We start from the raw sequence: 24,154 nt of genomic DNA, 5'->3' as shown, positions 1-24,154 counted from the left end.
ATTAGTCCATATTGTTGATTAGTTCATCACCAAATTCAGATGTTTTCACTTCTGTTGCGCCGTCCATTAGTCGCGCAAAGTCATATGTTACAACTTTATTCGCAATTGATTTTTCCATGGAATCCAGAACTAGCTTAGCTGCTTCATTCCATCCAATGTGCTCAAGCATAAGAACGCCTGAGAGAATAACAGATGACGGATTCACTTTATCAAGACCAGCATATTTTGGAGCTGTACCATGCGTTGCTTCAAAAATAGCATGACCAGTTTCATAGTTGATATTGGCTCCTGGAGCAATCCCAATTCCACCAACTTGCGCTGCAAGAGCATCCGATACATAATCACCGTTAAGGTTCATTGTAGCGACAACGTCGAACTCAGCTGGACGAGTAAGAATTTGTTGCAAGAAAATGTCCGCAATCGCATCTTTCACGATGAGTTTGCCTTCACCTTCTGCTTTAGATTGAGCTTCGTTCGCAGCATCCTTACCTTTTTCTTCAACGATACGATCGTATTCAGCCCAAGTAAAGACTTTACCTCCAAATTCTTGTTCAGCCACTTCATAGCCCCAGTTTTTAAATGCGCCTTCTGTGAACTTCATGATGTTCCCTTTATGAACAAGCGTTACATTTCTACGACCTTCATCAAGAGCGTATTGAATCGCTGCGCGAACAAGACGCTTCGTTCCTTCTTCAGAAACTGGCTTAATACCAATACCTGAAGTTTCAGGGAAACGAATGTTTTTTGCACCCATTTCATCTTGAAGGAATGAAATCACTTTTTTCACTTCATCTGATCCTTTTTGGAACTCGATTCCAGCATAGATATCTTCTGTATTTTCTCGGAAAATAACCATATCTGTATCTTCAGGGCGTTTTACTGGAGAAGGAACTCCTTTAAAATAACGAACTGGACGAAGACAAGTAAATAAATCAAGTTCTTGACGAAGTGCAACGTTAAGAGAACGAATGCCTCCTCCTACAGGTGTTGTAAGTGGCCCTTTAATTGCAATTATGTATTCACGAATTGCATCAAGAGTAGCTGCTGGTAGCCATTCACCTGTTTTATCGTAGGCTTTTTGACCTGCATATACTTCTTTCCATACAATTTTCTTCTTTCCTCCGTAAGCTTTGTCAACGGCACCTTCGATAACTTTAGAAGCAGCTGCCCAAATATCAGGACCAGTCCCATCTCCTTCAATATACGGAATAATTGCGTGATCTGGAACATTTAGTACACCATTATTTACAGTAATCTTCTCTCCATTTGCCATTCTGTATTCCTCCTATTGAAATAACTTTTATGTTAGCTAAACAGGGAAGAAATGATCCTCCCTGAGTTTTCTTCTATCTGTCTTCTACTTTTACATATGTCTGATTCGTTGAACCAATATATTCTGCGCGCGGACGAATGAGGCGATTATTACTATATTGCTCTAGGATATGAGCAATCCAACCAGAAACTCTACTCACTGCAAAAAGTGGCGTGAACAGGTCATGATCAATGCCAAGACTATGGTAAACAGAAGCTGAATAGAAATCTACATTTGGTGGAAGACCTTTCTCACTTGTAACGATTTCTTCCATCTTCGTTGACATCTCATACCATTTTGTTTCACCTGTAAGATCAGTTAACTGACGTGACATCTCTCGTAAATGCTTCGCACGCGGGTCACCTGTCTTGTAAACGCGATGTCCAAAGCCCATGATCTTTTCTTTGTTATCAAATGCATTTTGCAAATAAGGTTCGACATTATCAACGCTTCCAATTTCACTTAACATAGCCATCACGCGTTCATTTGCCCCACCGTGAAGAGGTCCCTTAAGAGCACCAATCGCTGCTGTGACACCTGAATACATATCAGATAAAGTAGCTACACATACGCGAGCGGTAAAAGTGGAAGCGTTCAGTTCATGGTCTGCATGAAGGACTAGGGCTTTATTGATAGCTGTCACAGCCACATCTTCCGGAAGCTCACCAGTTAATGTGTATAAAAAGTTAGCAGCAAAGCTTAGATCTTTCTTAGGTTCTATTGGATCTTTTCCTTCACGAACCCGGGAAAAAGCGGTTACAACAGTAGGTATTTTAGCTTGAAGACGAATCGCCTTACGATAATTCGCTTCTTCACTCATATCATCTGCTTCTTCGTCATATAAAGCAAGTGTAGAAACAGCAGTACGAAGAGCTGCCATCGGATGTACTTGATCACTTGGATAAGACTTCATTTGAGCAACGATTTCTTCAGGAATAGCTGCATTTTTGGCAAAATCAGCTGTAAATTCCTCAAGTTCTGTCTTATTTGGAAGTTTATCATTCCACAAAAGATAAATTACTTCTTCAAAACTAGCATTCTCAGCGAGGTCATCGATGTTATATCCTCTGTATGTTAAGACATCATTAACGATAGAACTAATCGATGATGTTGTTGCAACTACGCCTTCTAATCCGCGTGTAGTCGTCATACGTCTCCCTCTCCTTTTCCATATTATTGGCTTTGATATTTTCTAAAAATTCTGCTTTGATAACGCTTTTAAAACGCTCCAAAAAAAATAAGAACCTATGTACAAGTTGGTGCGTCAGTTCTCATTATAAACAATTCTCTGATATTTGTGAATGAATATGCATAATTTCATCAATTCCTTTTTTTCTCATATGCCGAAAATCTGAATTGATAATCAAATAAATAATGCACAAACATCCCTTCCTGAACAGTTGTTCAGTTAAAAAGTTCGACAATTTTCATAGCCATGTAGGCAATTCCAGCTCCTATTAATGGCCCTACAGCAATCCCTTGAAAAACGGCCACTGCAAGAATAGTACCAAACACAAGTGCTGTCGTAATATGCGGATCATTCTGAAGTAAGACGATGCCTTTTGAAGCTATGATGGCTACAAACACTCCTGCCCCCATCGCAATCCAGGCATAGGAAGATTTGACAGCTTCTCCTAGTTGCTTAAACCCTATTTCACCACTAGCAATTGGCACGAGTACGGCAATGGTTATAATCGTTACGCCCCATGAAATGCCTTTGGATTGAAATATCGGAAACACTTTATCCCCTAATCCCACTGCTTTGATTAGTAATAAAACAACTACCGCAATGATCAGTGAGCTATTCTTCGCTACAAGTGCGATCCCAAGTAAGATAAGCAAAAAGATGGTAGGCTGTGAAATAATTGTCATATAACTCCCTCTTTCACACTAACAGAACTCTTATAGTATAACAAATTTTATGAATTTAAGCACGGATCACCTCAATCCCCAATTGATTGTCACGAAGTAACCGGTGTAAAATATAGGAAAGACATAAGGGGGATTCAAATGAATTGGAAGTACATACATAGAATCTTACGCTTTCTACTTGTCATTCTTCTTATTATTGTTTCTCTAATCTCCTTTTATTATATCTGGCATCTTGCTTATCCATTTGTCATCGCTCTGCTGCTCGCTTTTCTAATTAACCCTCTCGTAGATTTATTAGAAAACAGAGCGAAAATACCGAGACCGCTCGCTGTAGCCCTATCAATTCTATTCCTTGTCGGAGTCCTTGCAGCCTTTATTGCTCTGCTAGTAAATGAAGTTGTACAAGGCGTTGTATATATCGCAAATGTATTACCAGGAAATTTCCAGGAAATTGTCTTATTCATAGAAGATCTTTTCGTGTCTCACGTCATGCCACTTTATTATCAGCTTGAAGAATTATTTAAGGATTTGAACAAAGATCAACAAACCACTGTACTCGATAATATCCAATCCATTGGAACAACCATTACAACTACTCTTACGAATATACTTCAATCTCTTGTTGAAGGAATACGCTCGTTTATCGTCAGCTTACCTACGATCCTAACAGTTTTGGTCTTTTCTATGCTTGCCACTTTCTTTATTAGTAAAGACTGGTATAAGTTCATAAATTGGATGAAATTAAAAGTAAGAACTGATATCCAAGAAAGTATTAGCACCGTTTATATTGACTTAAGACGCGCTCTATTTGGCTTTTTGAAAGCACAGCTTACCCTTATTTCAATGACAGCGATCATTGTTTTAGTTGGTCTTTTTATTTTAAGGGTAGATTATGCTATTACCATAGCGATTATCATTGGCCTTGTCGATTTACTACCATACCTTGGTACAGGCGCAATTTTCGTGCCATGGATGATTTATTCCTTTTTAATCGGAAACTACGGGTTGACCATAGGACTTTCTATTCTCTATGGAGTTGTCGTGATTCAGCGGCAAGTCATGGAGCCTAAAGTGCTATCATCGAATATTGGACTTGATCCTCTCGCAACATTGATTGCTCTATTTGTAGGCTTCCAACTATTTGGGTTCATTGGTCTAATCATCGGCCCAGTTCTTCTCGTTGTACTAAAAACTCTTTATCATGCAAATGTTTTTAAGGACATTTGGGGTTTTATCAAAGGAGCATGAGTCTAATTACACTGATCACTTTAGTGGTTCGTACAGGGTTCTCTCGAAACCAATTGGATGAATCACAAAGAGAAAAATCGGTCTGAGCGGCTATATCAAATCCCCTTTAATAATAGAAGCCAAAAAAGCATGGGAGCAACGTCTCATTTGGACGTTGCTCCCACGCTACAGTCGAAAGCTTGTCGCTATCTACTAATTATTATTTTTGTATCTCAGTAGCGTCATAAAGTTTAACTTCTAAAGGTGCAACTAGATATTCTGGTGCTTTACCTACAAAAGTTTGAAAATGAGCACTTTGGTTATGCGCTTCGACTGCAGCCATATCTTTATAAGCTTCAATCATTTTATAAGTGTTCTCTTTTTCAACTTCTTTTGAAAGTGTATAAGAAATGTTACCTTCTTCATTTCTAGCCGCTTCAATCAAAGTTGTCACTTCTTTAAGAAATTCTTCTTCTTTAGCCGGGTTAATTTGTAATCCTGCATGAATAATAATCATTGTTCATTTCCTCTTTTCAATTTTTATTTTTTATTTCCACTCTGCAATCGATTCAACAGGTAAGCGTACAGATTTGTAGCCTTCATTTGCTGCTTTACCAATTGAAAGCAACATAACTGGGTAGTAACGCTCTTTATCCATACCGTAAGCTTCAGCGATTTGAGCTTTCTCATATCCTCCAATTGGATTGGTGTCATAACCGTGTGCACGTGCAGCAAGCATTAACTGCATGGATACCAAACCACCATCAATGATGTTCATTTCTCTAAACTGTTCTGTTGACATGCCTTCTAACAACCCTTTAATCGCTGGAAGCTGCTGATCTCTAACTTCTGCAGGCATATATCCTTTTTGTACAGCAGTGTCATAAATTTCATCAGCATAGTCCAAGCTGTTCATATCAACAAAAACGGCAATGATTGCTGAAGAAGTCTCAACTTGAGACTGGTTGAATTTAGCAAGTGGTGCTAATGTCGCCTTTCCTTCTTCGCTATCAATAACGACAAAACGCCATGGTTGAAGGTTCACTGAAGAGGGTGCGAGTGTTGCTTCAGTTAGTATTTCAGTCATCTCTTCTTTACTTATTTTCACGGATGGATCATAATGGCGGATTGAGCGGCGCCCTGTTATAATTTCGTTAAAGTCATTAATTTTCGTTGCATTCATCGTTAATTCTCCTTAGTACTTTTCTAGTTAGTATTGAATTTCTTTAATGTTATTTTGAATACGGTTAAGCATATTCGATAATTCTGATTGTTCCTGCTCAGTAAAATCTTTTAGTACCTTTTGAATGAATTGCTCTTTCTCTTTCCGAAAAGATGCAATTCGATCTCTGCCTTCTTCTGTTAACCTCACGAAGGTAAACCGGTTATCATCTGGATTTTTACGACGAGCAACCATTTTTTTCACTTCCAACTGCTTTAAATGTCTCGTTACAGCAGCGCTATCAATATTCACTTCTTTCTGCAATGCTGTTTGGCTAATTTCATCAACCTCAAACAATTTATGCAGGAGCTCTAAGCGAGACTGACTGATGCCGGTGCATCGTTCGAATTTAGGGCTCATTTGCTTGTAAATATCATTTAACTGATATAAAATTTCGCCTTCATTTGAACAAGAATTCTTCAACGCATCCTCCTCCTTCAATCAGTTGATGGGTCAATCGTTGACTCATCAACTAATATACTAGATGAGTTCCTTGATGTCAACAATATAACCTTAATTAATTGATAGGTCAATCATTGACCTATCAATTAATGTAATTTACTTGTTTATACAATGTCAAATCACACTTTATTTCTTCCACTAGAAAAGGAGCTTGAATATGTATTCAAGCTCCTTAATGACATTTCATTATACGTTTCTAAGGCAGAATTTTTACCTTCTAATAAACATAAACTGACCATTATTCATTCGACGTTCAAGGAATTTCTTAATCCATCTCTTAAAAGGTTTTCTCGTTGCCGGGATGAGAAGTAAAAATCCTGTTGCATCTGTGATGAAGCCTGGTGTGAGTAGAACGACACCACCTACGAGTATGCATAGACCATCTAGAATAGCATCTCCAGGCATCTGGCCTGATTGCATTTGTCTGTTAACCTTTTGGATCGTTTCTGCCCCTTCTTTACGCGCAAGCCACGCTCCTAGAATCCCTGTACCAATAATCAATAATACTGTCGGAATAAGTCCCAGTGTTCTTCCTGACAGAAGTAACAAAGCGATCTCTAGAGCTGGAACGATAATAATAAAAAGCAACAAAATACGAAACATGACATAGCTCCCTCAATCATAATCGGGAAATTGTCCCGTTAACACTATTATACGTGATTTAAAATAATTTTCGAACTCAATTGCACCATTAACCTAATCCCCAGTAAAGAATACCCAAAATAAGTTAAATAATAAAGGCTGTCGATTTTCTCGACAGCCTTTTAAAAGTTTCAATCTTGCTTATAGAATGCTTGCTTTCCCGTTGTAAATAATTCCAGTCGTTGCATCAAGTGTTACTTGTTGACCTTCTTCGAATAGTTGTGTCGCATTTTCAAGACCAACTACGACAGGGAGTCCAAGACTAAGACCTACAACTGCAGCATGGCAAGTAAGTCCGCCTTCTTCTGTAATAAGCCCTGCTGCCTTCTCTAGAGCAGGAACCATATCTTTATCAGAGCCAATTGTAACTAGAATTGTGTTTCCATCTGCTTTATCAATCGCCTCTTGAGCATTTTTTGCGATAGCGATTCTTCCTGAAATAGATGTTTTCCCAATTCCTTGAGCTTTTGCAAGAATATCACCGATAACGTGAACTTTCATCAAGTTCGTTGTACCAGATTCTCCAACTGGAACACCAGCAGTAATAACAACTGTATCTCCGTGATTTACAATTCCAGACTGGATTGAAGCGTCAACTGCAACTTCTAGCATTTCGTCTGTTGTTGATACTTTGTGTCCTTCTTGTGCATGAACGCCCCATACAAGAGCAAGCTTGCGGCAAACGCTAGCCGTATTTGTTACAGCTACAATCGGTGCCTTCGGACGGTATTTAGCAATCATACGCGCTGTATGTCCGCTCTCAGTAGCTGTAATAATTGCTGGCACATTTAAGTTGTAAGCTGTGTGAGCTACTGATTCACTAATCGCATTTGTTGTATTTGTTTCTGTTTCTTTACTTCTTACAGAAAGAAGCTCACGGAAGTTCAATGATTTTTCAGTATAAGAAGCAATGTTATGCATAGTTTGAACAGCTTCTACCGGATAAGATCCTGCCGCTGTTTCACCTGAAAGCATGATTGCATCTGTGCCATCAAGAATAGCATTGGCAACGTCACTCGCTTCCGCACGAGTTGGACGAGGATTACGCTGCATAGAATCAAGCATTTGTGTTGCAGTAATAACAGGCTTTCCAAGTGCATTACACTTTTTAATAAGCTGCTTTTGTACAAGAGGTACTTCTTCAGCAGGAATTTCAACACCTAGATCACCGCGAGCAACCATTAAACCATCTGAAATTTCAAGGATGGAATCGATGTTATCAACACCTTCACGGTTTTCAATCTTAGGGATAATTTGAATGTCAGTTGCTTTATGCTTCTCAAGAAGTTTACGGATATCAAGAACATCGGATACTCGACGAACGAATGACGCAGCAATAAAATCTACACCCTGTTCAATACCGAATTCAATATCTGCAGCATCCTTATCTGTAATACCAGGAAGGTTAACGCTCACGTTAGGTACGTTAACACCTTTTTTGTTTTTCAATGTTCCATTATTTAGAACCTCAGTATAAAGTTCATTCTTCTCAATTTGCTTTACTTCAAGTTCAATCAATCCATCATCAAGTAGTATCTTAGATCCAACGTGAACATCATTAACAAGTTCAGGATATGTGACAGAGATTTTCTCAGTTGTACCAAGTACTTCTTCCATAGAAACGATAAGCTGTTGACCAGCTTCAAGATCGATTCCACCGTTCTCCATATTGTTCGTACGGATTTCTGGGCCTTTTGTATCTAAAAGGATCGCAACGTTTTTTCCTAGCTTTTCAGCAACTGCACGGATTGATTTAATACGATTACCGTGTTCTTCAAAATCACCATGTGAGAAATTTAAACGAGCAACGTTCATCCCTGCATTAATCAATTTTTCTAAAGTTTGTTCATTTTCACTTGCTGGTCCAATCGTACAGACAATCTTAGTTTTGCGCATGGGTCTGTCTCCTCCTAAAAGCTATGCTTCAATTAGTTTTCTTCATAACAACTATGTTATGTAATATTTTCGGACATTACGATACACCCCTTAAGTTTAAAGGGGTGAACCACTTAACGTCTTTTAAATAGATAATTCCTTTGCAAGCTGACACATTTTTTGATTGACTTCATGTGGCAGAGCGAGTGCTTCGTTAATATCCATATCAACAATTTGGTTGTTCTGAATACCAACTGTTCGCCCTTCTGCTCCTTCAAGTAGAAGTTCAACAGCACGTGCTCCAAGACGGCTTGCTAGAACTCGGTCCGAAGCAGTTGGTGAACCACCACGTTGAACGTGACCAAGAACGGTTACACGTGTTTCCATGTTCATTTCTTCTTGGATTTGTTTCCCAATTTCAACACCACTTCCAACACCTTCAGCAACAACAATAATACTGTGACGTTTTCCGCGATCATGGCCGCGCTTCAGACGACTCAAAATATCTGACAACTCGAACTTCTCCTCAGGAATGAGGATTGATTCAGCACCGTCAGCAAGTCCTGACCAAAGAGCGATATCTCCTGCGTCACGTCCCATTACCTCGATCACATATGTACGCTCATGAGATGTCGCCGTATCACGAATTTTATCAATAGCTTGAATAACTGTATTTAGTGCTGTATCGAAACCAATCGTAAAGTCTGTTCCTGGGATGTCATTATCAATCGTTCCTGGAATTCCAATCGTCGGGAAGCCATGACCAGTTAATTTCTGAGCTCCACGGTAGGATCCATCTCCTCCGATTACAACTAGACCCTCAATACCAAATTTCTTTAAGTTCTCTACACCCTTCAGTTGACCTTCAAGTGTCTTAAATTCAGGGCAGCGAGCAGAATATAGCATTGTACCGCCACGATGGATAATATCAGCTACAGAACCGATTTCCATTTTCTCTATATTTCCATTAATCAACCCGGTATATCCGTGGTAGATCCCATAAACTTCAATATCATGGTAGATTGCTTTTCGAACGACAGCTCGAATAGCAGCGTTCATTCCTGGTGAGTCTCCTCCGCTGGTTAGTACACCAATACGTTTCATAACTGTTCACCTCATTAATTCTTTGTGTTATTAAAATATCAAATACGGTCGTTGAATACAATAGCTAAGCTTCATCGCAAAAAAGTGCTTTCTCTATAACGAGAAAGCACTTTCCTTATTTTAAGCCAATGGTATCGGTTACAAACGTATATTGTCCAATATTTCTGTATTTTTCATAGCGTTGATTCACAAGCTCCTGTTTGGAAAGTTGTGTCAGTTCTTCAAGTGATTTGACAAGGGCCGATTGAATCGCTTTCGCCTGTTCTTCCATATTGCGATGAGCCCCTCCCTTTACTTCAGGGATAATCTCATCTATGACATTTAGTTCTTTCAAATCTGGCGCCGTGATTTTCATAGTATCAGCAGCCTGCTGAGCTAAACTAGAATCTTTCCACAACAAGGCCGCAGCTCCTTCAGGAGAAATAACGGAATACCATGAATTTTCAAGCATGTGCACGTGATTACCTACACCAATCGCTAACGCTCCTCCACTCGCACCTTCTCCTATAACAATGCAAATGATAGGAACGGTTAGTCCCGCCATTTCAATCAGGTTTCGTGCAATCGCTTCACTTTGTCCTCTTTCTTCCGCTGCCTTACCAGGAAACGCTCCTTTAGTATCTAGAAGAAAAATAACGGGACGTTGAAATTTTTCAGCTTGTTTCATGAGACGAAGCGCTTTACGATAGCCTTCAGGATGTGGCATACCAAAATTCCGTTTAAGATTCTCTTTTGTATCTTTACCACGCTGATGGCCGATAACCGTAACAGGTTTTCCTTCAAAGGTTGCGATACCACCTACAATCGCTTCGTCATCACCAAACAGTCGATCACCATGCAATTCAAGAAAGTTCTCAAATATACGCTCGATATAATCAGAAGTTGTGGGACGTTCAGGATGTCTAGCCAATTGGACACGGTTCCACGCTGTTAAATTCTCATAAATTTCTTCTTCCATTTTTGAAAGTCTTTTTTGAAGACGAGAAACTTCATCATTAAGATCCACATTCTTTTCTTCCATGAAAGAATGTAATTCAGTAATTTTATCTTCTAACTCCTGGAGAGGTCGTTCAAAATCAAGTCTCTGTGCCATTATTCTTCACCTCCATTTCCATGAATCATTAGTACCTGACCGAGTATCTTCTTCATATCAGCTCGATGTATCACCCGATCCAACTGACCATGATGAAGGAGAAATTCAGCCGTTTGAAAATCTTCTGGAAGATCTTCACGAATCGTTTGCTCAATAATTCGTCTACCAGCGAAGCCAATCAAAGCCTTAGGTTCAGCGAAATTAAAATCGCCTACAGAAGCAAAACTCGCTGATACACCACCAGTTGTAGGATGTGTCATTATAGAAATGAATAGTCCTCCGTCATCGCTAAACCTTTTAAGCGCAACGCTGGATTTCGCCATTTGCATCAAACTCAAAACACCCTCTTGCATTCGAGCACCGCCTGAGGCAGTAAAGACAATAAACGGAATTTTTTCTTTATGCGCATGCTCAATCGCTCTAGTGATTTTTTCTCCTACCACTGAACCCATGCTTCCCATTCGAAAACGTGCATCCATTACTGCAATAGCTGTTCGGTAGCCATATATTGTTCCTTCACCCGTTACAACCGCTTCATTCAATGAGGATTTCTTTTGATCCTTTTCCAAACGCTCAACATAATCGGGAAAAGAGAGCGGGTTTTCTGAAATCATATCAGCATCCAGTTCTGTAAAAGAACCTGCATCAAGCGTATCCTTTAACCTTTCAGGGGCTGACATTTGATGGTGATACCCACATTTCACACAAACCTTATGCGATTTTTCCAGCTCTTTCGTATAAATAATACTTTTACACCCTGGACACTTTGTCATAATGCCTTCAGGTACATCTTGTTTTATTTTATCTGAGGGAACCGTCGCATACTTCTTCTTCTTGTTGAATAGATCTTTTAACAAAGTTGACCATCCCTTTCACAATATCAAACATATTTGCTATTCTTCCGTTTTTTTTATTTCATACGTGTCAAATAAACAAATGGCACTTTCCTTATTCCTAGAAGTCAATGCATCAATCATGGATTCATAATACTCTTTAGGACGGAAAGTTAACTGGTGCCAAATTGTCTGATGGTAATCTGCAAGCTCTCCCCATAACCTCATGAGTAGATGATTATGAGTTGATGAAACAATAACTCGGAAGAAAGCTGTATCAAATTCAGTTGAAAAAATATTTCGACCGGAAGAGTTGTCCTTATATTCCATCATAGTTCTTAATCGATCAAGATATTCATCTGAGATTCGATCACAAGCCACCCTTAGAATATCTTTTTCAATTAACCTTCTAGTTTCTAACAGATCTTCTTTAGACTTTGTATCTTTTAGAATGAAGGAGGCAATGACTTCTACAAGTCGATGATCTCTAGCATTTGCAATAAATGTCCCTTCTCCTCGACGAGTTTCAATTAGACCAAGCATTTCCATTGATCTTAACGCTTCTCTTACGGAAGATCTTCCTGCATTTAAGCGCTCAGAAAGCTCCCTTTCCGAAGGGAGCTTATCACCGGTTTGTAAACAATCGTTATAAATAATCGCTTTTATTTTCTGAAGGATATTCTGATAAACTTTCCCCTGACTCGTCATGGGAAATCAACACCCTTTCCTGACTGAAAACAAATAGTAACAGTAGACAATTGCGGTTTGGAACCGTGAATGCCTCTTAACCAAAATAAATGTTCAGAAGATAAGCTGTTTTTCATGTTCTCCATAAATAAAATGCAAGAAAAAAGTGAGAAAGTCAAGCTCTTCCCCACTTACTCGTTATCTTCTTCAATAATAGCGAGAGCACGTGTCTTTTCTTTAACTGCTTCAGGATCTACGTTTATACGAGCCACACCCGTCTCCATCGCAGCTTTCGCTACACTAGCAGCAACAGCAGGTGCTACTCGTGGATCAAACGGTGCGGGAATAACGTAATCAGCGCTCAAATCTTCTTCAGCAACAAGTTCTGCAATAGCATGGACAGCAGCGACCTTCATATCTTCGTTAATATGAGTTGCTCTAACATCAAGTGCGCCTCGGAAAATTCCAGGAAACGCTAGAACATTATTTATTTGATTTGGGAAATCTGATCGCCCAGTACCAATGACCTTAGCTCCCGCTTCTCTTGCATCATTTGGCATGATTTCAGGATTAGGGTTAGCCATTGCAAAAATAGTTGGATCATCATTCATAGATTCGACCATTTCTCTTGTCAGTGCTCCCTCAACTGAAACCCCAATGAAAACATCTGTTCCTGAAATAACTTCTTTCAGTGATCCTTCTGCTTTGTCACGATTTGTATACTTCGCAACTTCTGCCTTCACGTCGTTCATTCCATAAGAACGGCCTTCGTATATAGCACCTTTCGAATCACACATAATGATATCCTTGACACCAAAACGATTCAAAAGCTTAATAATGGCGATACCTGCAGCTCCAGCACCATTGATAACTACTTTAATTTCACTCATTTTCTTACCTGATAGTTTCAAAGCATTGACAAGCCCTGCTACCGTAACAATGGCAGTGCCGTGTTGATCATCATGGAAAATAGGGATATTTGTTTCTTTTTTTAATCTTTCTTCGATAACAAAGCAATTAGGGGCAGCAATATCTTCAAGGTTAATACCACCAAAAGTAGGTTCCATTAACTTTACTGTCTGCACAATTTGATCAACATCTGTCGTATTTAAGCAAATAGGAAATGCATCAACACCAGCAAAACTTTTGAAAAGCACTGCTTTCCCTTCCATTACAGGAAGTGCTGCCTCCGGCCCAATATTTCCAAGTCCAAGAACGGCTGTGCCATCGGATACGACGGCAACCATGTTTCCTTTCATCGTATATTCATATACTTTATTCTTGTCATCATAAATTTCTTTACAAGGCTCTGCAACACCTGGTGAATAAGCTAGACTTAAATCCGTAGCGTTTCGAACCGGCACCTTTGATTTAGATTCTAGTTTTCCTTGTCTCACTCTGTGAATATGTAGAGCTTCTTCTCTCGTAATGGACAATAAACCCACTCTCCTTTTTTCAGAAGCATTAGATGATGTTAACAATTTCCCTAGTACAATTGGGCAGTGGTCAGACCACTCTATTTTCACCATTATAACAAATCACCATTAGCTGTAAAGATTTTCATTGAGGCTTTTTCACAACATTGTTTTCACCAAGTAATTTTTTCAAGGCTTGAAGACAGTCAGTATCAGGGTTTACCAGCCATTCTTTACCAAGCTTTACGGTTTTATCTGTTTCACTATAATAAACTACGACCTCTGCATCACCCTCATAGTTACGAAGCACTTCCTTCACTTCACTTAGCATACTTATATGGTGAGGCTCAACTTTCAGAAATAAGGTTTTCTTCTCTTTCTTTGGCTGAACATCACTTAGCTTCATCACTCGAGAAATAATAATATTCGTTTGATCATTTCGTTTCTGCCCTACACCATCAACGTAAAGAAATTGCCCTTTCGATAAAAGACTCTCCATTTGTTCCCAAACATCAGGAAAAGCGACTCCTTCTATTTCTCCCGTTTCATCACCAAACGTTAGAAAAGCCATCATTTGTCCTTTCTTCGTGCGAATACTTCTGACCTTCAATACCTCTACAGCTAACCTTAATGGGGCTCGATCTGAAGCAGTGATTGCTTCCCTCGTAACATCTCTTACGTATCCCTTCAAATTCTCTAAATAGGGATCAAGAGGATGGGCTGTTAAATAAAACCCAATTGCTTCTTTCTCGAAAGCAAGCATTTCTTTTTCATCAAAAGGGGGAACGCTCTCGTAAACTGGTTCAGCCTCACCATCTTCAAAAAAACCTGTTTGTCCATTTTGTTCAGACCCATAGTTCATGGCCCCTTCGAGTGAAGCGAGCATAGAGGAACGACTTACCCCGAACTCATCCATCGTACCAGCAAAGATCAACGATTCAAGTGCACGCTTATTTACTATTCTCAGTGAAATTCTTGCGCATAAATCAAAAAGGCTTTTATAAAAGTGATTCCTCTTATCCAAGATTTCTTCTATAGCATTTTTACCTACATTTTTTACAGGAAGTAAACCGAATCTCAAGGCCTCATTTTCAACAGTGAAGGTTTCTTTGCTTTTGTTGATTGACGGCGGAAGAACCGTTATGCCTTTCTGTCTTGCTTCTGATAAATACATAGCAAGTCTATCTTGATTTCCGATTGCAGAAGTTAATAGACTCGAAAAGAAGTAACGTGAATAGTTAGCTTTTAAATAAGCTAGTTGATAAGCAATCACGCTATAAGCTACTGCGTGACTCCGATTAAATCCGTAATCTGCAAAACGGACAATGTACTCATATACTTTAATAGCAGTTTCTTTAGGATATCCCTTTGCAAGACAACCACTAACGAAATGCTCTCTTTCAGATTCAAGAACTTCACGCTTCTTCTTAGATACGGCCCTTCTTAATAAATCCGCTTCTCCAAGAGAAAAACCTGCTAATTTTGATGCAATTTGCATGATTTGCTCTTGATACACGATAACTCCATAAGTTGATTTTAGAATTGGTTCAAGATCTGGATGGAGATAATCAATTGAACGTTCTTTATGTTTACCTGAAATGAAGAGCGGAATGTTTTCCATTGGACCCGGCCTATATAAAGCATTAACAGCAACAATATCTTCAAATTCAGTCGGCTTCAACCTCCTCAACACTTGACGCATGCCATCAGATTCAAGTTGAAAAACACCTGTTGTGTCAGCTTTTTGCAGCAGTGAGAAGGTAGGTTGATCATCCATTGGAATAGTAGAAAGCGAAGGGCGCACGCCTGTTTCACTTTCAATATCATTTAATATCCCTTCAATTAAAGTTAAATTTCGAAGTCCAAGAAAGTCCATTTTCAATAGACCTACTTCTTCTAAATCGTTCATGGGAAACTGCGTCAAACTAATATGATGACCACCAAGTAAAGGCACATGTTTCGTAAGCGGCTCAGCTGAAATAACAATTCCTGCGGCATGTGTTGATGTATGACGTGGTAGCCCTTCAATCGTACTTGCTATGTCAAAAACCTGTTTTCCTTCAGAGGTAGATGATATGAGCTCCCTGAGTGCTTTTGACTCTTCTTTTGCCTGTTTCAACGTCCTTCCAGGTCTTGAAGGGACTGCTTTAGACATCGCATCCAGAAGCTTCGTGTCTACTTCTAACACTTTTCCAACGTCACGAATTGCAGCTTTTGCAGCAAGCGTACCGAACGTTACGATTTGGGCTACGCGGTCATGTCCGTATTTCTCGTAAACGTATTCAATGACCTCATCTCTTCTTACATCAGGGAAGTCGATGTCAATATCTGGCATCGTAACTCGTTCTGGATTCAAGAAGCGCTCAAATAGAAGGTTGTGTTCGATAGGATCCACATCAGTTATATGCAATAAGTAAGCAACGAGAGAGCCAGCCGCCGATCCTCTCCCCGGACCTGTAATCATATGATGATCATGAGCATATTTCATGAAATCCCAAACAATTAGGAAATAATCATTAAATCCCATCTCATTGATAATTGTAAGTTCGTAATCTAACCGGTCCGTCACATGTATACCTGGATCGTGATACCGTTCAGCTAAATGGTTTATACATATCTCCTTCAAAAACTCAAAAGCCGATTTTCCGTCAGGAACTGGATAAACGGGTAAGTGCGTTTGCTCAAAATTCAGTTCGACAGAACATCTTGCGGCGATCTTAGTTGTGTTTGCAAGAGCTTCCTCATAACCCCTAAACCGCTCTCTCATTTCTTCCTCAGAGGTTAAATAATATTCATGATTAGGTAAGGCCACCTTGTCTTTCTCTTCATAACGTTGCCCTGTATCAATACACCTTAAGCAATCATGTGCTTCCCCATCTTCTTGATTAATATAGTGAACCGCATTTGAAACGGTTAATGGAATGTTCGCTTTATTGGCAAGCTTGGAAATTAACAAGTTAAGGTGTCTTTCTTCTCTAAGAGAATGATCCTGCATTTCGAGATAGAATCCCTCTTTGAAAACGCGTTGATACTCCATTGCCATTTGTAAGGCGACCGTCTCTTCTTCATAAAGAAGGGCTTTTCCAATTTCACTATGAAGGGTCCCAGATAAGGCGATGAGACCATCTGATCTTTCAAATAAATTTGTTTTATCTATGTATGGATTTGGCCCCCCTGTACTTTGCATTTGCGTACTGATATTCAATAAGTTCTCATAACCTACCGTATTAACAGCAAGTAGAACAAGGTTATCCAACTGTTGGTCCCGCTGATGGAGAGAAGACTCATTCCCCACGCTTACCTCTAGTCCAATTATTGGCTTGATTCCCTTTGCTTGACATGCTTTATAGAATGGAATTGTCCCATACATTGTTCCTTTATCTGTCAGAGCCATAGACTGAAATCCTTTTTGTATTGCAGATTCAACAAGTGATTCAATTCGACTTGGGCTATCTAGCAGACTATATTCACTGTAAACACGAAGATGCACAAATTCCATATATAATCCCACTCTCAATTTGCTATTACTTTCTATTATAAATACTTCCACCTTCTCAAACAAACATTATCAAGCATATCCCTCTCTCCTAATTGCATAGGCTGTACTAAAAGCGAAAAATAGGCTGATTTATAATCACACACTTTTTCTTCAGCTTTTTATGTATTGTAAAGAATAAGTTACTTCATGAAATTTGATACGAAAGAAGGAATCAAAATGGAGAGAGTAACGCTCGTAACATTAATTATCGCTTTTTTCGTTGCATTTGGTGTGATTGTTGGAGGGTCAATTATCGGAGGAATCGGGGCATTCCTTTCTGGTGAGCCACCACTACACTGGATCTATATCGTTGCACAAAGATTAAAAATCTGGGCGATTGCCGCAGCAATTGGCGGAACATTTGATACGATAAATAACATGGAAAGAAGTTTTCTCAGTGGTTCACCAGATGAAATCATGCGTCAATTTTTATGGATTTTCTGTGCGCTTGGCGGGGCGCAGGCAGGTATGGAGATCATTAACTGGCTTACTCAGGAACGCTCTTCCTTATGAGAGTTCCGCAAATTTATTCTAGAAAAGGATGGCAACGATTTCTTGCAGGTCTTTCTGTAGGAGTTATCTTTGGGTGGTTATTCTTTCTGATGCTTTTCGGCATTATGTACGAAAAGCAGATTACAACAATTAAAGAACAAAAAATTGAAATCTCGGACCTAAAAACCCAAAATCAAACATTGCTCGATGATCAAGAAAATTATAATAATAAAGAAATCGAAAAAACTCTTCTGGTCAAAAAAATCGAAGTCACTTTCGAGAAAAATAATGACCTACCATTAAACTCATTAACGCGCCACGAATTAAAGAAAGAAATTCAAACCGAATTAAATGATCTTCTCAACAAGGATCTCGGAGCGATTTCTAGAACTAGAAGTTTTATCATTCAATCCCTCGAAAACAAAACGCTTATGATTGACAATATTAAATATGGTTTTAAAGTGAAGCAATTTATTCTTTGGACAACAGTCGAGGTGGTGCTTACAATTGAACTCGTTCAATAGCGAAAATAAAACTATTTTGTGACCTTTTGTCAGACAAGTCGCAATTTTCATAGGTGTAGTATATGATAAGAGTATAGAAAATTTGGAGGTGGCGCGATGGTTATTGATCGCAAACAAATCGCGAGAGCGAAAATTGCTGATTTAATGAATGGGCGATCCGCTTACGCAGAGTCACACGAAATGACTGCTCTAATTAAAAAGGAATTGCAATCACTTAACATCGACGTGCACGAAGACGTGACAAGCTTTGGTTCATGGTTTATACCTAAATCACATGATCAAATGTAAATGTGGTAACAACAAAGACCGGCGCTCTCTCAATAAAGGAGACACCGGTCTTTTAGTTTGTTATTATACTTCTTCGCACACTTTGTCTAACTCCGCAAGAACGTCATCAGCCTCTGCCCACGAATAAACAGTTGCCCCCGCAGCCATTGGATGTCCGCCACCATTAAATTGAGCAGCGATTGTATTCACAACAGGCCCTTTAGAACGAAGACGAACACGAATTTGATCTGGTTCCTCAATGAAGAAAACCCACGCCTTCAAACCCGCTACATTAGAGAAAGTATTCACTAGCTGTGATGCCTCACTAGCCGTTACGCCATATGAAGCAACTGTTTCTTTTGTGATTTTCATCCATCCAGCACCAGTTTCTGATGTTTCAAAATGCTGTAAGACATATCCGTTTAAGCGAGCGATATGCTGTTCCGTTTTGTAGAGTTCCTTATATAGAGAGCCTGTGTCTACACCAAACTTCAAAAGCTCACCTGCATACATAAAGGTACGCTGAGTCGTATTAGAAAACATAAAACGTCCGGTATCACCTACTATACCTGCATAAAGAAGAAAAGCTCCTTTTTCAGAAAGCTTGTACCCTCGTTCCTTAGCGGTAAGGTACAAATCTACAATCATTTCACTAACAGAGCTTGAAGAAGTGTCCACCCAGAGAAGATCACCATAAGGGTCTTCATTTGGATGATGATCAATTTTAATTAAGAGCTTGCCATTACGGTATCGGTTATCACTAACCCTAGGCTGATTCGCCGTATCACAAACAATGACAAGTGCGTTATGATATGTTTCATCCTGAACCTCATCCATTCGGTTCAGGAATGTAAGTGATGGTTCTTCTTCACCAACCGTAAACACACGCTTCTTTGGAAAAGAAGCTTGTATAAGCTCGGCAAGTCCTCCCTGTGAGCCAAGTGCATCAGGATCTGGGCGCACATGACGGTGAATGATAATGGTCTCATATTGTTCGATAGCATCTAATATTTGTTCCTTCATCATCTTTCTCCTTTCGACCGCTTCCCAATTGTTACGTATATGTCATAGATTTTCAGTACTAAATTCTATACAATAGAAAAGAACCTTGAATTATGGAGGAAAACAGTCATGCCTATCTTTGTCATATTAATTGTCTTTTCAATCGTTTTCTATTTGTTTTATCGAGTAAAATCTGTTCGACATAACGGTGTCGCAACAACTCAATGGCTTAATTCAAAAGCAAGCATCGCACTAGGACTTTTCCTTATCTTTTTTGCCATTAATACGCTTACCGTTTCTTTATCAACGGTCACTGTGATTGTTGCCGCTGTCTTTATTTTACTTGGTCTTGTAAACGTCACAGTTGGCTATAAAAAGTATCGACACTATCTTCCATTTGCAATCGAAGAAGCAAAGGATATGAAACTAAACTAGCAGCGCTATGTTTACTTGTAAAACCGCCACGGATTTATTTCTGGCGGTTTTTTATTATCGATCAATCAATTGCGCCATCATAAGGGCCTTTCCTACGACCGTATTTTCATGATAAATTTCAACATCTACTTTACCAAATTTCCTTGATACCTCGAGAACTTTAGGTACAATTTCAATTGTATGATCAATTTGAACCGGTTTGATGAAATAAAGTGTAATGTTTTCTACTACTAAATCACCCTTTTTGTATTTCTTCAAAACTCGACTTCCAGCTTCAGTGACAAGGGTTGTTACAACACCATAAGATAACGTTCCAAGTAGGCTCGTCATTTGAGGTGTTACTTCACAGCTATAGCGACTTTCCGATCCAGTGGAAATATCTTTGATTTGACTCGTAATAAGGTCGTCAAAGGTTTCCCCTATCTGTGGCTGCTGCTGAATCATTTGAAGAGCCTTAAGTACATCCTGTCTACTAATAATACCGATAAGTCGCTGATAATGATCGAGAACAGGAAGCATCTCTATCCCTTCCCAGATCATTGTATGAGCTGCAGAAGCGACTGACGTTTGCTCATTAACAGTGAGCGGGTGTTTTGTCATCACCTTAGCTATTGACGTTTCATGCTGCTCACCTAAAATATCTTTAGATGTCACAATGCCTTGAACCTTCATATTTGGATCCACAACCGGATAGCGACTATGCAATGTTGATTCATTTAGCTCATGCCAGCGACCTACACTTTCTGTTGTCACAAGAAAACTCGTTTTCGTAAGCGGCGTTAGTATGTCACTTACTAGGGCTATTTCTTTCTTAATTAATCGATCATATATTGCACGATTAATCATTGTTGCAACTGTAAAGGAGTCATAGGAGGTAGATATAATCGGCAAATCATATGCATCAGCCATTTTTTTCACATCATCCTGCGCATCAAATCCACCTGTAATAAGGACAGCAGCCCCGGCTTCTAGTGCAATTTTATGCACGTTGTCGCGATTACCGACTATGAGCAAACTACCAGGATCGACGTAACGCATCATGGCCTCTAGCTTCATCGCACCGATAACAAACTTATGAAGGGTTTTATGTAAACCATTTCTTCCTCCAAGCACCTGCCCATCGACGACGTTCACTACTTCAGCATACGTGAGTTTTTCGATATTTTCTTTCTCTTTTTTTGTGATTCGGATCGTCCCAACCCGTTCAATCGTGCTGACCGTTCCTTTGTTTTCAGCATCCTTAATCGCTCTGTATGCTGTACCCTCACTAACCTTTAATTCTCTAGCAATTTGACGTACGGATATTTTACTTCCTACTTCTAGCGTTTCAATGTAAGAGAGGATCTGTTCATGTTTCGTTGTCAATTTCTTTCACCATACTTTCTACATGCACATCTGTATCAGTAGCTAAACTACTTCTGTTATAGTGGTGTTTGAATTGACTTCATTATACATAACACAGACCTATAACTTCAACGACCGTATTGTTTTTTTCTTAATTCTTCTACTGAATCATTAACTATCATAGGTTTTCTCTCTTGCTTTCCAAAAAATAGTCCGGAAAGATTTCCACCAAGTGCCATAATAGCAAATAAAAGCCAGAGACTAAAAAAAGCACCTTCTAGCGTTAAGTCAATTTGAAAGCGCGGCATAGCATCATACATCAAAAACAGAATACATAAGACGGATAAAAACAATCGTTGTTTCACAATGATTCCCCCCTCACGGTCTTTACTAAAAGGGTATGTTCAAGTCCGCTTAATTAATACGATTATCAAACACAAAACCGATGCAAAGCATCGGTTTTGTGTTTGATTACAATTCGATTGTTTCTCCTGTTTGAAGAACCTTACCTTTTGTACCTTCAAGGCTTTCAGTAAACGCCTCGCCATTTTGTTCAATAAGCGGGAAAGTATTGTAGTGAATTGGTACGGTTATTTCAGCTCCTATCCATTTTGCAGCGATAGCTGCATCTTCAGGACCCATAGTAAAATTATCACCAATTGGTAGAAACGCAAGATCAATTTGCTTATTAGATAATAGCTTCATATCAGAATAAAGCCCAGTATCACCCGCGTGGTAGACCGTCTTACCTTCTGCGCTAAAGAGAATCCCCGCTGGCATCCCTGTGTAAATGATTTGCTGGTTTTCTTCTTCAGTGTAGCTCGAACCATGGAATGCCTGAGTTAACTTCACATTACCAAACTCAAACTCATGTGCCCCACCGATTGCCATAGGATGCGTGTTAACACCTTTGAAACCAAGATATGTAGCAAGTTCGAATGGAGCTACGACTAATGCATCGTTTCGCTTTGCAATTTCAACTGTGTCACCAACGTGATCATTGTGCCCATGTGTTAGCAATATCACATCGCAAGTAACTTGATCCGCATCTAAATCACACTGACCATTACCGGAAATAAAAGGATCAATTAAAATTTTTGCTTTGTTCGTAACAACTTCTACAACTGAATGACCATGAAATGTAACTTTCATTTGTTATCGCTCCTTTAACAATTGGGTTTCACTACCTTCCCTAAAACGCTAGGAGGTTAGTTCTTTACTTATTACGTTCCCTTTGATAAACGATCTAAACTAATAATACAACCAGGCGTTTTCATATTTTTCAATTAAATGAGGGCGGATTAGAGTATTAGGTTCAAGGCTGATTTTTTCGCCATCTTTCACCATGTGACTGTCCTCATCTTTACCAAATACAGTAAGAGATGGAATCATTTCGTCTGAAAGATAATCGGTTTGAACTGAAATATCCAAGTCCTCTTGAGCTACAGGATTCCTTGTTGCCATAACAAAACCCCAGTTCCCGAAACTTGGAATTTCAACGTGATAATTTGACGTTCGTAGTCCAGTTTCTGAAATCGTTCGATCAATCGTCCAATAAGCTTCCCTCGCAAATAAGGGACTAGTCGCCTGCACCATTAGCGCCCCACCTACATCTAAATGATTGCGCAATAAAGAGTAAAACTCCCACGTGTAAAGCTTATTCAAAGACTCATTATTTGGATCTGGGAGATCAGATATGATGACATCAAACATTTTTTTCTGTTTTTCAATGTATTGAAATGCATCTTCATTATGAATATCGACACGTTTATCTTCAAGTGAATGCTCATTTAATTCCGTTAATAAATGATGATTCTTCGCTAGTTTTACCATTTCCGGATCTAGATCCACTACTGTAATGGATTTCAGATCGTCATATTTAAGTAGCTCTCTAACCGCAAGACCATCTCCACCGCCAAGTATAAGAACATCCTCCACTTCTTTAACAGCAGCCATAGGAATATGCACAAGTGTTTCATGGTACCTATGTTCATCACTTGAGCTAAACTGAAGCTGTCCATCTAAATAAAGTCTTAGATCTCCCTGCTCCTTCGTCAAGGTGATTTTTTGATAGGATGTTTCCTCGGAGTAAATGATGGGGTCTTTGTATAGGCGTTGCTCAAACGAGAACGCCATCTCCTCTCCAAATAAAGTCCCACCAATCATTAGTACAAACAGAAGAAAGGCTATTCCAACATACATTCCTTGATAGACGATCTCTTTTCTAAATGAATAAATCATCCAAAATGCAACGAGAATGTTTACAATAGCTACAAGAAAGGCTGATTTTACTAGACCGAATTCCGGACGAAGGTAAAAAGCAAATAACATTCCTCCTACAAGTCCCCCAGCATAGTCAGAGAAGAGCACCCTAGCCGTGCTTTTGTTCATTTCAACGCCAATCTCATTCGCTTTCCGAATAAGAATGGGTAATTCAAGGCCAGTTAGTCCACCAACAATGAGAATAATGGAATAGAGTACAATGGCTGTTGCTTCTTCTCCCGCAAAAGCTGTAATTCCAAACACAGCAAAACTTGAAAATCCTCCAATTAAGCCAATAAGAAGCTCAATTGCAATGAATCTCGTAATCAGGTTTTTAACTACCTTTTCACTCAATGATGCGCCAATACCCATACCTGTTAGAAAGAGAGAAATAGTTAACGTGTATTGCTTAACACCGTCTCCGAGTATGTAAGAACCCAGTGCACCGAACAGCACTTCAAAAATAATACCGCAAATGGATACAATTCCTGAAGCCCAGTACAATTGACTGCTTTTACTTAACGTCTTGCTCATGACTTCCACCTT

At 39.3% G+C, this 24,154-nt stretch carries 24 protein-coding genes; 5 read left to right on the top strand and 19 right to left on the bottom strand.

From position 1 onward, the window contains the following. Position 1: 1 nt before the first annotated feature. From icd to ABVF21_RS13675, 3 genes are all read right to left on the bottom strand, one after another. Positions 2–1,273, bottom strand: a complete 1,272-nt coding sequence (gene icd, locus ABVF21_RS13685) for an NADP-dependent isocitrate dehydrogenase (RefSeq protein WP_371018366.1) — start codon at positions 1,271–1,273, stop codon at positions 2–4. A gap of 73 nt (positions 1,274–1,346) precedes the next feature. Then, complete coding sequence (citZ, locus tag ABVF21_RS13680) at positions 1,347–2,462, bottom strand: citrate synthase (RefSeq protein WP_303532142.1); 1,116 nt, start codon at positions 2,460–2,462, stop codon at positions 1,347–1,349. A gap of 254 nt (positions 2,463–2,716) precedes the next feature. Next, entirely contained in the window at positions 2,717–3,184 is a 468-nt protein-coding gene (locus ABVF21_RS13675) for a DUF441 domain-containing protein (protein WP_306558417.1), read from the bottom strand. A 138-nt stretch (positions 3,185–3,322) separates the two neighbouring features. Here ABVF21_RS13675 and ytvI point away from each other — a divergent pair, with 138 nt between their 5' ends. Continuing rightward, entirely contained in the window at positions 3,323–4,432 is a 1,110-nt protein-coding gene (ytvI, locus tag ABVF21_RS13670) for a sporulation integral membrane protein YtvI (protein WP_371018365.1), read from the top strand. A 199-nt stretch (positions 4,433–4,631) separates the two neighbouring features. On the opposite strand, the gene ABVF21_RS13665 is transcribed toward ytvI, so the two are convergent. The 11 genes from ABVF21_RS13665 to ABVF21_RS13615 form a co-directional block, all read right to left on the bottom strand. Next, positions 4,632–4,928 carry a putative quinol monooxygenase gene (locus ABVF21_RS13665; RefSeq protein WP_371018364.1) on the bottom strand — a complete coding sequence of 99 codons (297 nt, stop codon included), beginning with the start codon at positions 4,926–4,928 and terminating at the stop codon, positions 4,632–4,634. 30 nt (positions 4,929–4,958) lie between these two features. Beyond that, on the bottom strand, positions 4,959–5,594 hold the full coding sequence (locus ABVF21_RS13660; protein WP_371018363.1) for a nitroreductase family protein: 636 nt from the start codon (positions 5,592–5,594) through the stop codon (positions 4,959–4,961). 27 nt (positions 5,595–5,621) lie between these two features. Beyond that, the gene (locus ABVF21_RS13655) at positions 5,622–6,056 is read right to left on the bottom strand and encodes a MarR family winged helix-turn-helix transcriptional regulator (protein ID WP_303532147.1); all 435 of its coding nucleotides are present in this window, start codon (positions 6,054–6,056) and stop codon (positions 5,622–5,624) included. A gap of 249 nt (positions 6,057–6,305) precedes the next feature. Next, the gene (locus ABVF21_RS13650) at positions 6,306–6,698 is read right to left on the bottom strand and encodes an FxsA family protein (protein ID WP_194219301.1); all 393 of its coding nucleotides are present in this window, start codon (positions 6,696–6,698) and stop codon (positions 6,306–6,308) included. 180 nt (positions 6,699–6,878) lie between these two features. Then, positions 6,879–8,633, bottom strand: a complete 1,755-nt coding sequence (gene pyk, locus ABVF21_RS13645; protein WP_194219300.1) for a pyruvate kinase — start codon at positions 8,631–8,633, stop codon at positions 6,879–6,881. Between the two features lie 123 nt (positions 8,634–8,756). Next, positions 8,757–9,716: a 6-phosphofructokinase gene (gene pfkA, locus ABVF21_RS13640; protein WP_226614638.1), complete on the bottom strand. Its 960-nt coding sequence runs from the start codon at positions 9,714–9,716 to the stop codon at positions 8,757–8,759. A 115-nt stretch (positions 9,717–9,831) separates the two neighbouring features. Continuing rightward, positions 9,832–10,809, bottom strand: a complete 978-nt coding sequence (gene accA, locus ABVF21_RS13635) for an acetyl-CoA carboxylase carboxyl transferase subunit alpha (RefSeq protein WP_303532151.1) — start codon at positions 10,807–10,809, stop codon at positions 9,832–9,834. After that, positions 10,809–11,666 carry an acetyl-CoA carboxylase, carboxyltransferase subunit beta gene (gene accD / locus ABVF21_RS13630; protein WP_371018362.1) on the bottom strand — a complete coding sequence of 286 codons (858 nt, stop codon included), beginning with the start codon at positions 11,664–11,666 and terminating at the stop codon, positions 10,809–10,811. Before accD ends, accA begins: the two co-directional genes overlap by 1 nt. Before the next feature lie 36 nt (positions 11,667–11,702). After that, on the bottom strand, positions 11,703–12,350 hold the full coding sequence (locus ABVF21_RS13625; RefSeq protein WP_371018361.1) for a FadR/GntR family transcriptional regulator: 648 nt from the start codon (positions 12,348–12,350) through the stop codon (positions 11,703–11,705). A 170-nt stretch (positions 12,351–12,520) separates the two neighbouring features. Beyond that, complete coding sequence (locus ABVF21_RS13620; RefSeq protein WP_194219295.1) at positions 12,521–13,765, bottom strand: NAD(P)-dependent malic enzyme; 1,245 nt, start codon at positions 13,763–13,765, stop codon at positions 12,521–12,523. A 124-nt stretch (positions 13,766–13,889) separates the two neighbouring features. Further along, a complete protein-coding gene (locus ABVF21_RS13615; RefSeq protein WP_371018360.1) occupies positions 13,890–17,243 on the bottom strand; it encodes a DNA polymerase III subunit alpha in 3,354 nt (1,117 codons plus the stop codon). Between the two features lie 216 nt (positions 17,244–17,459). Here ABVF21_RS13615 and ABVF21_RS13610 point away from each other — a divergent pair, with 216 nt between their 5' ends. The 3 genes from ABVF21_RS13610 (at position 17,460) to ABVF21_RS13600 (ending at position 18,586) form a co-directional block, all read left to right on the top strand. After that, positions 17,460–17,795 carry a YtrH family sporulation protein gene (locus ABVF21_RS13610; protein WP_194219635.1) on the top strand — a complete coding sequence of 112 codons (336 nt, stop codon included), beginning with the start codon at positions 17,460–17,462 and terminating at the stop codon, positions 17,793–17,795. After that, positions 17,792–18,298, top strand: a complete 507-nt coding sequence (ytrI, locus tag ABVF21_RS13605) for a sporulation membrane protein YtrI (protein WP_371018359.1) — start codon at positions 17,792–17,794, stop codon at positions 18,296–18,298. The genes ABVF21_RS13610 and ytrI overlap by 4 nt, the downstream gene beginning before the upstream one ends. Positions 18,299–18,394: 96 nt before the next feature. Continuing rightward, positions 18,395–18,586 (top strand): hypothetical protein, encoded by a 192-nt coding sequence (locus tag ABVF21_RS13600; RefSeq protein ID WP_224883341.1) that lies wholly within the window; start codon positions 18,395–18,397, stop codon positions 18,584–18,586. A gap of 63 nt (positions 18,587–18,649) precedes the next feature. On the opposite strand, the gene ABVF21_RS13595 is transcribed toward ABVF21_RS13600, so the two are convergent. Next, entirely contained in the window at positions 18,650–19,588 is a 939-nt protein-coding gene (locus tag ABVF21_RS13595; RefSeq protein WP_371018358.1) for a DHH family phosphoesterase, read from the bottom strand. Between the two features lie 108 nt (positions 19,589–19,696). Between ABVF21_RS13595 and ABVF21_RS13590 the strand changes: the two genes are divergently transcribed. Beyond that, complete coding sequence (locus ABVF21_RS13590) at positions 19,697–20,002, top strand: YtpI family protein (RefSeq protein ID WP_303532168.1); 306 nt, start codon at positions 19,697–19,699, stop codon at positions 20,000–20,002. A 54-nt stretch (positions 20,003–20,056) separates the two neighbouring features. Here the strand turns inward: ABVF21_RS13590 and ABVF21_RS13585 are convergent, their stop codons facing one another. From ABVF21_RS13585 to ABVF21_RS13570, 4 genes are all read right to left on the bottom strand, one after another. Continuing rightward, a complete protein-coding gene (locus tag ABVF21_RS13585) occupies positions 20,057–21,367 on the bottom strand; it encodes a DRTGG domain-containing protein (RefSeq protein ID WP_303532169.1) in 1,311 nt (436 codons plus the stop codon). A 107-nt stretch (positions 21,368–21,474) separates the two neighbouring features. Further along, positions 21,475–21,711, bottom strand: coding sequence for a hypothetical protein (locus tag ABVF21_RS13580; RefSeq protein WP_303532171.1), 237 nt, complete (start codon positions 21,709–21,711; stop codon positions 21,475–21,477). A 106-nt stretch (positions 21,712–21,817) separates the two neighbouring features. Beyond that, complete coding sequence (locus tag ABVF21_RS13575; RefSeq protein ID WP_194219288.1) at positions 21,818–22,498, bottom strand: metal-dependent hydrolase; 681 nt, start codon at positions 22,496–22,498, stop codon at positions 21,818–21,820. A gap of 99 nt (positions 22,499–22,597) precedes the next feature. Beyond that, the gene (locus tag ABVF21_RS13570; RefSeq protein WP_371018357.1) at positions 22,598–24,142 is read right to left on the bottom strand and encodes a polyamine aminopropyltransferase; all 1,545 of its coding nucleotides are present in this window, start codon (positions 24,140–24,142) and stop codon (positions 22,598–22,600) included. Positions 24,143–24,154: the final 12 nt, after the last annotated feature.

The sequence above is a fragment of the Pseudalkalibacillus sp. JSM 102089 genome (genome assembly GCF_041366475.1).
GTDB classification, from domain to species: Bacteria; Bacillota; Bacilli; order Bacillales; family Guptibacillaceae; genus Guptibacillus; species Guptibacillus hwajinpoensis_B.
This window is presented reverse-complemented; position numbering and strand designations above follow the sequence as displayed.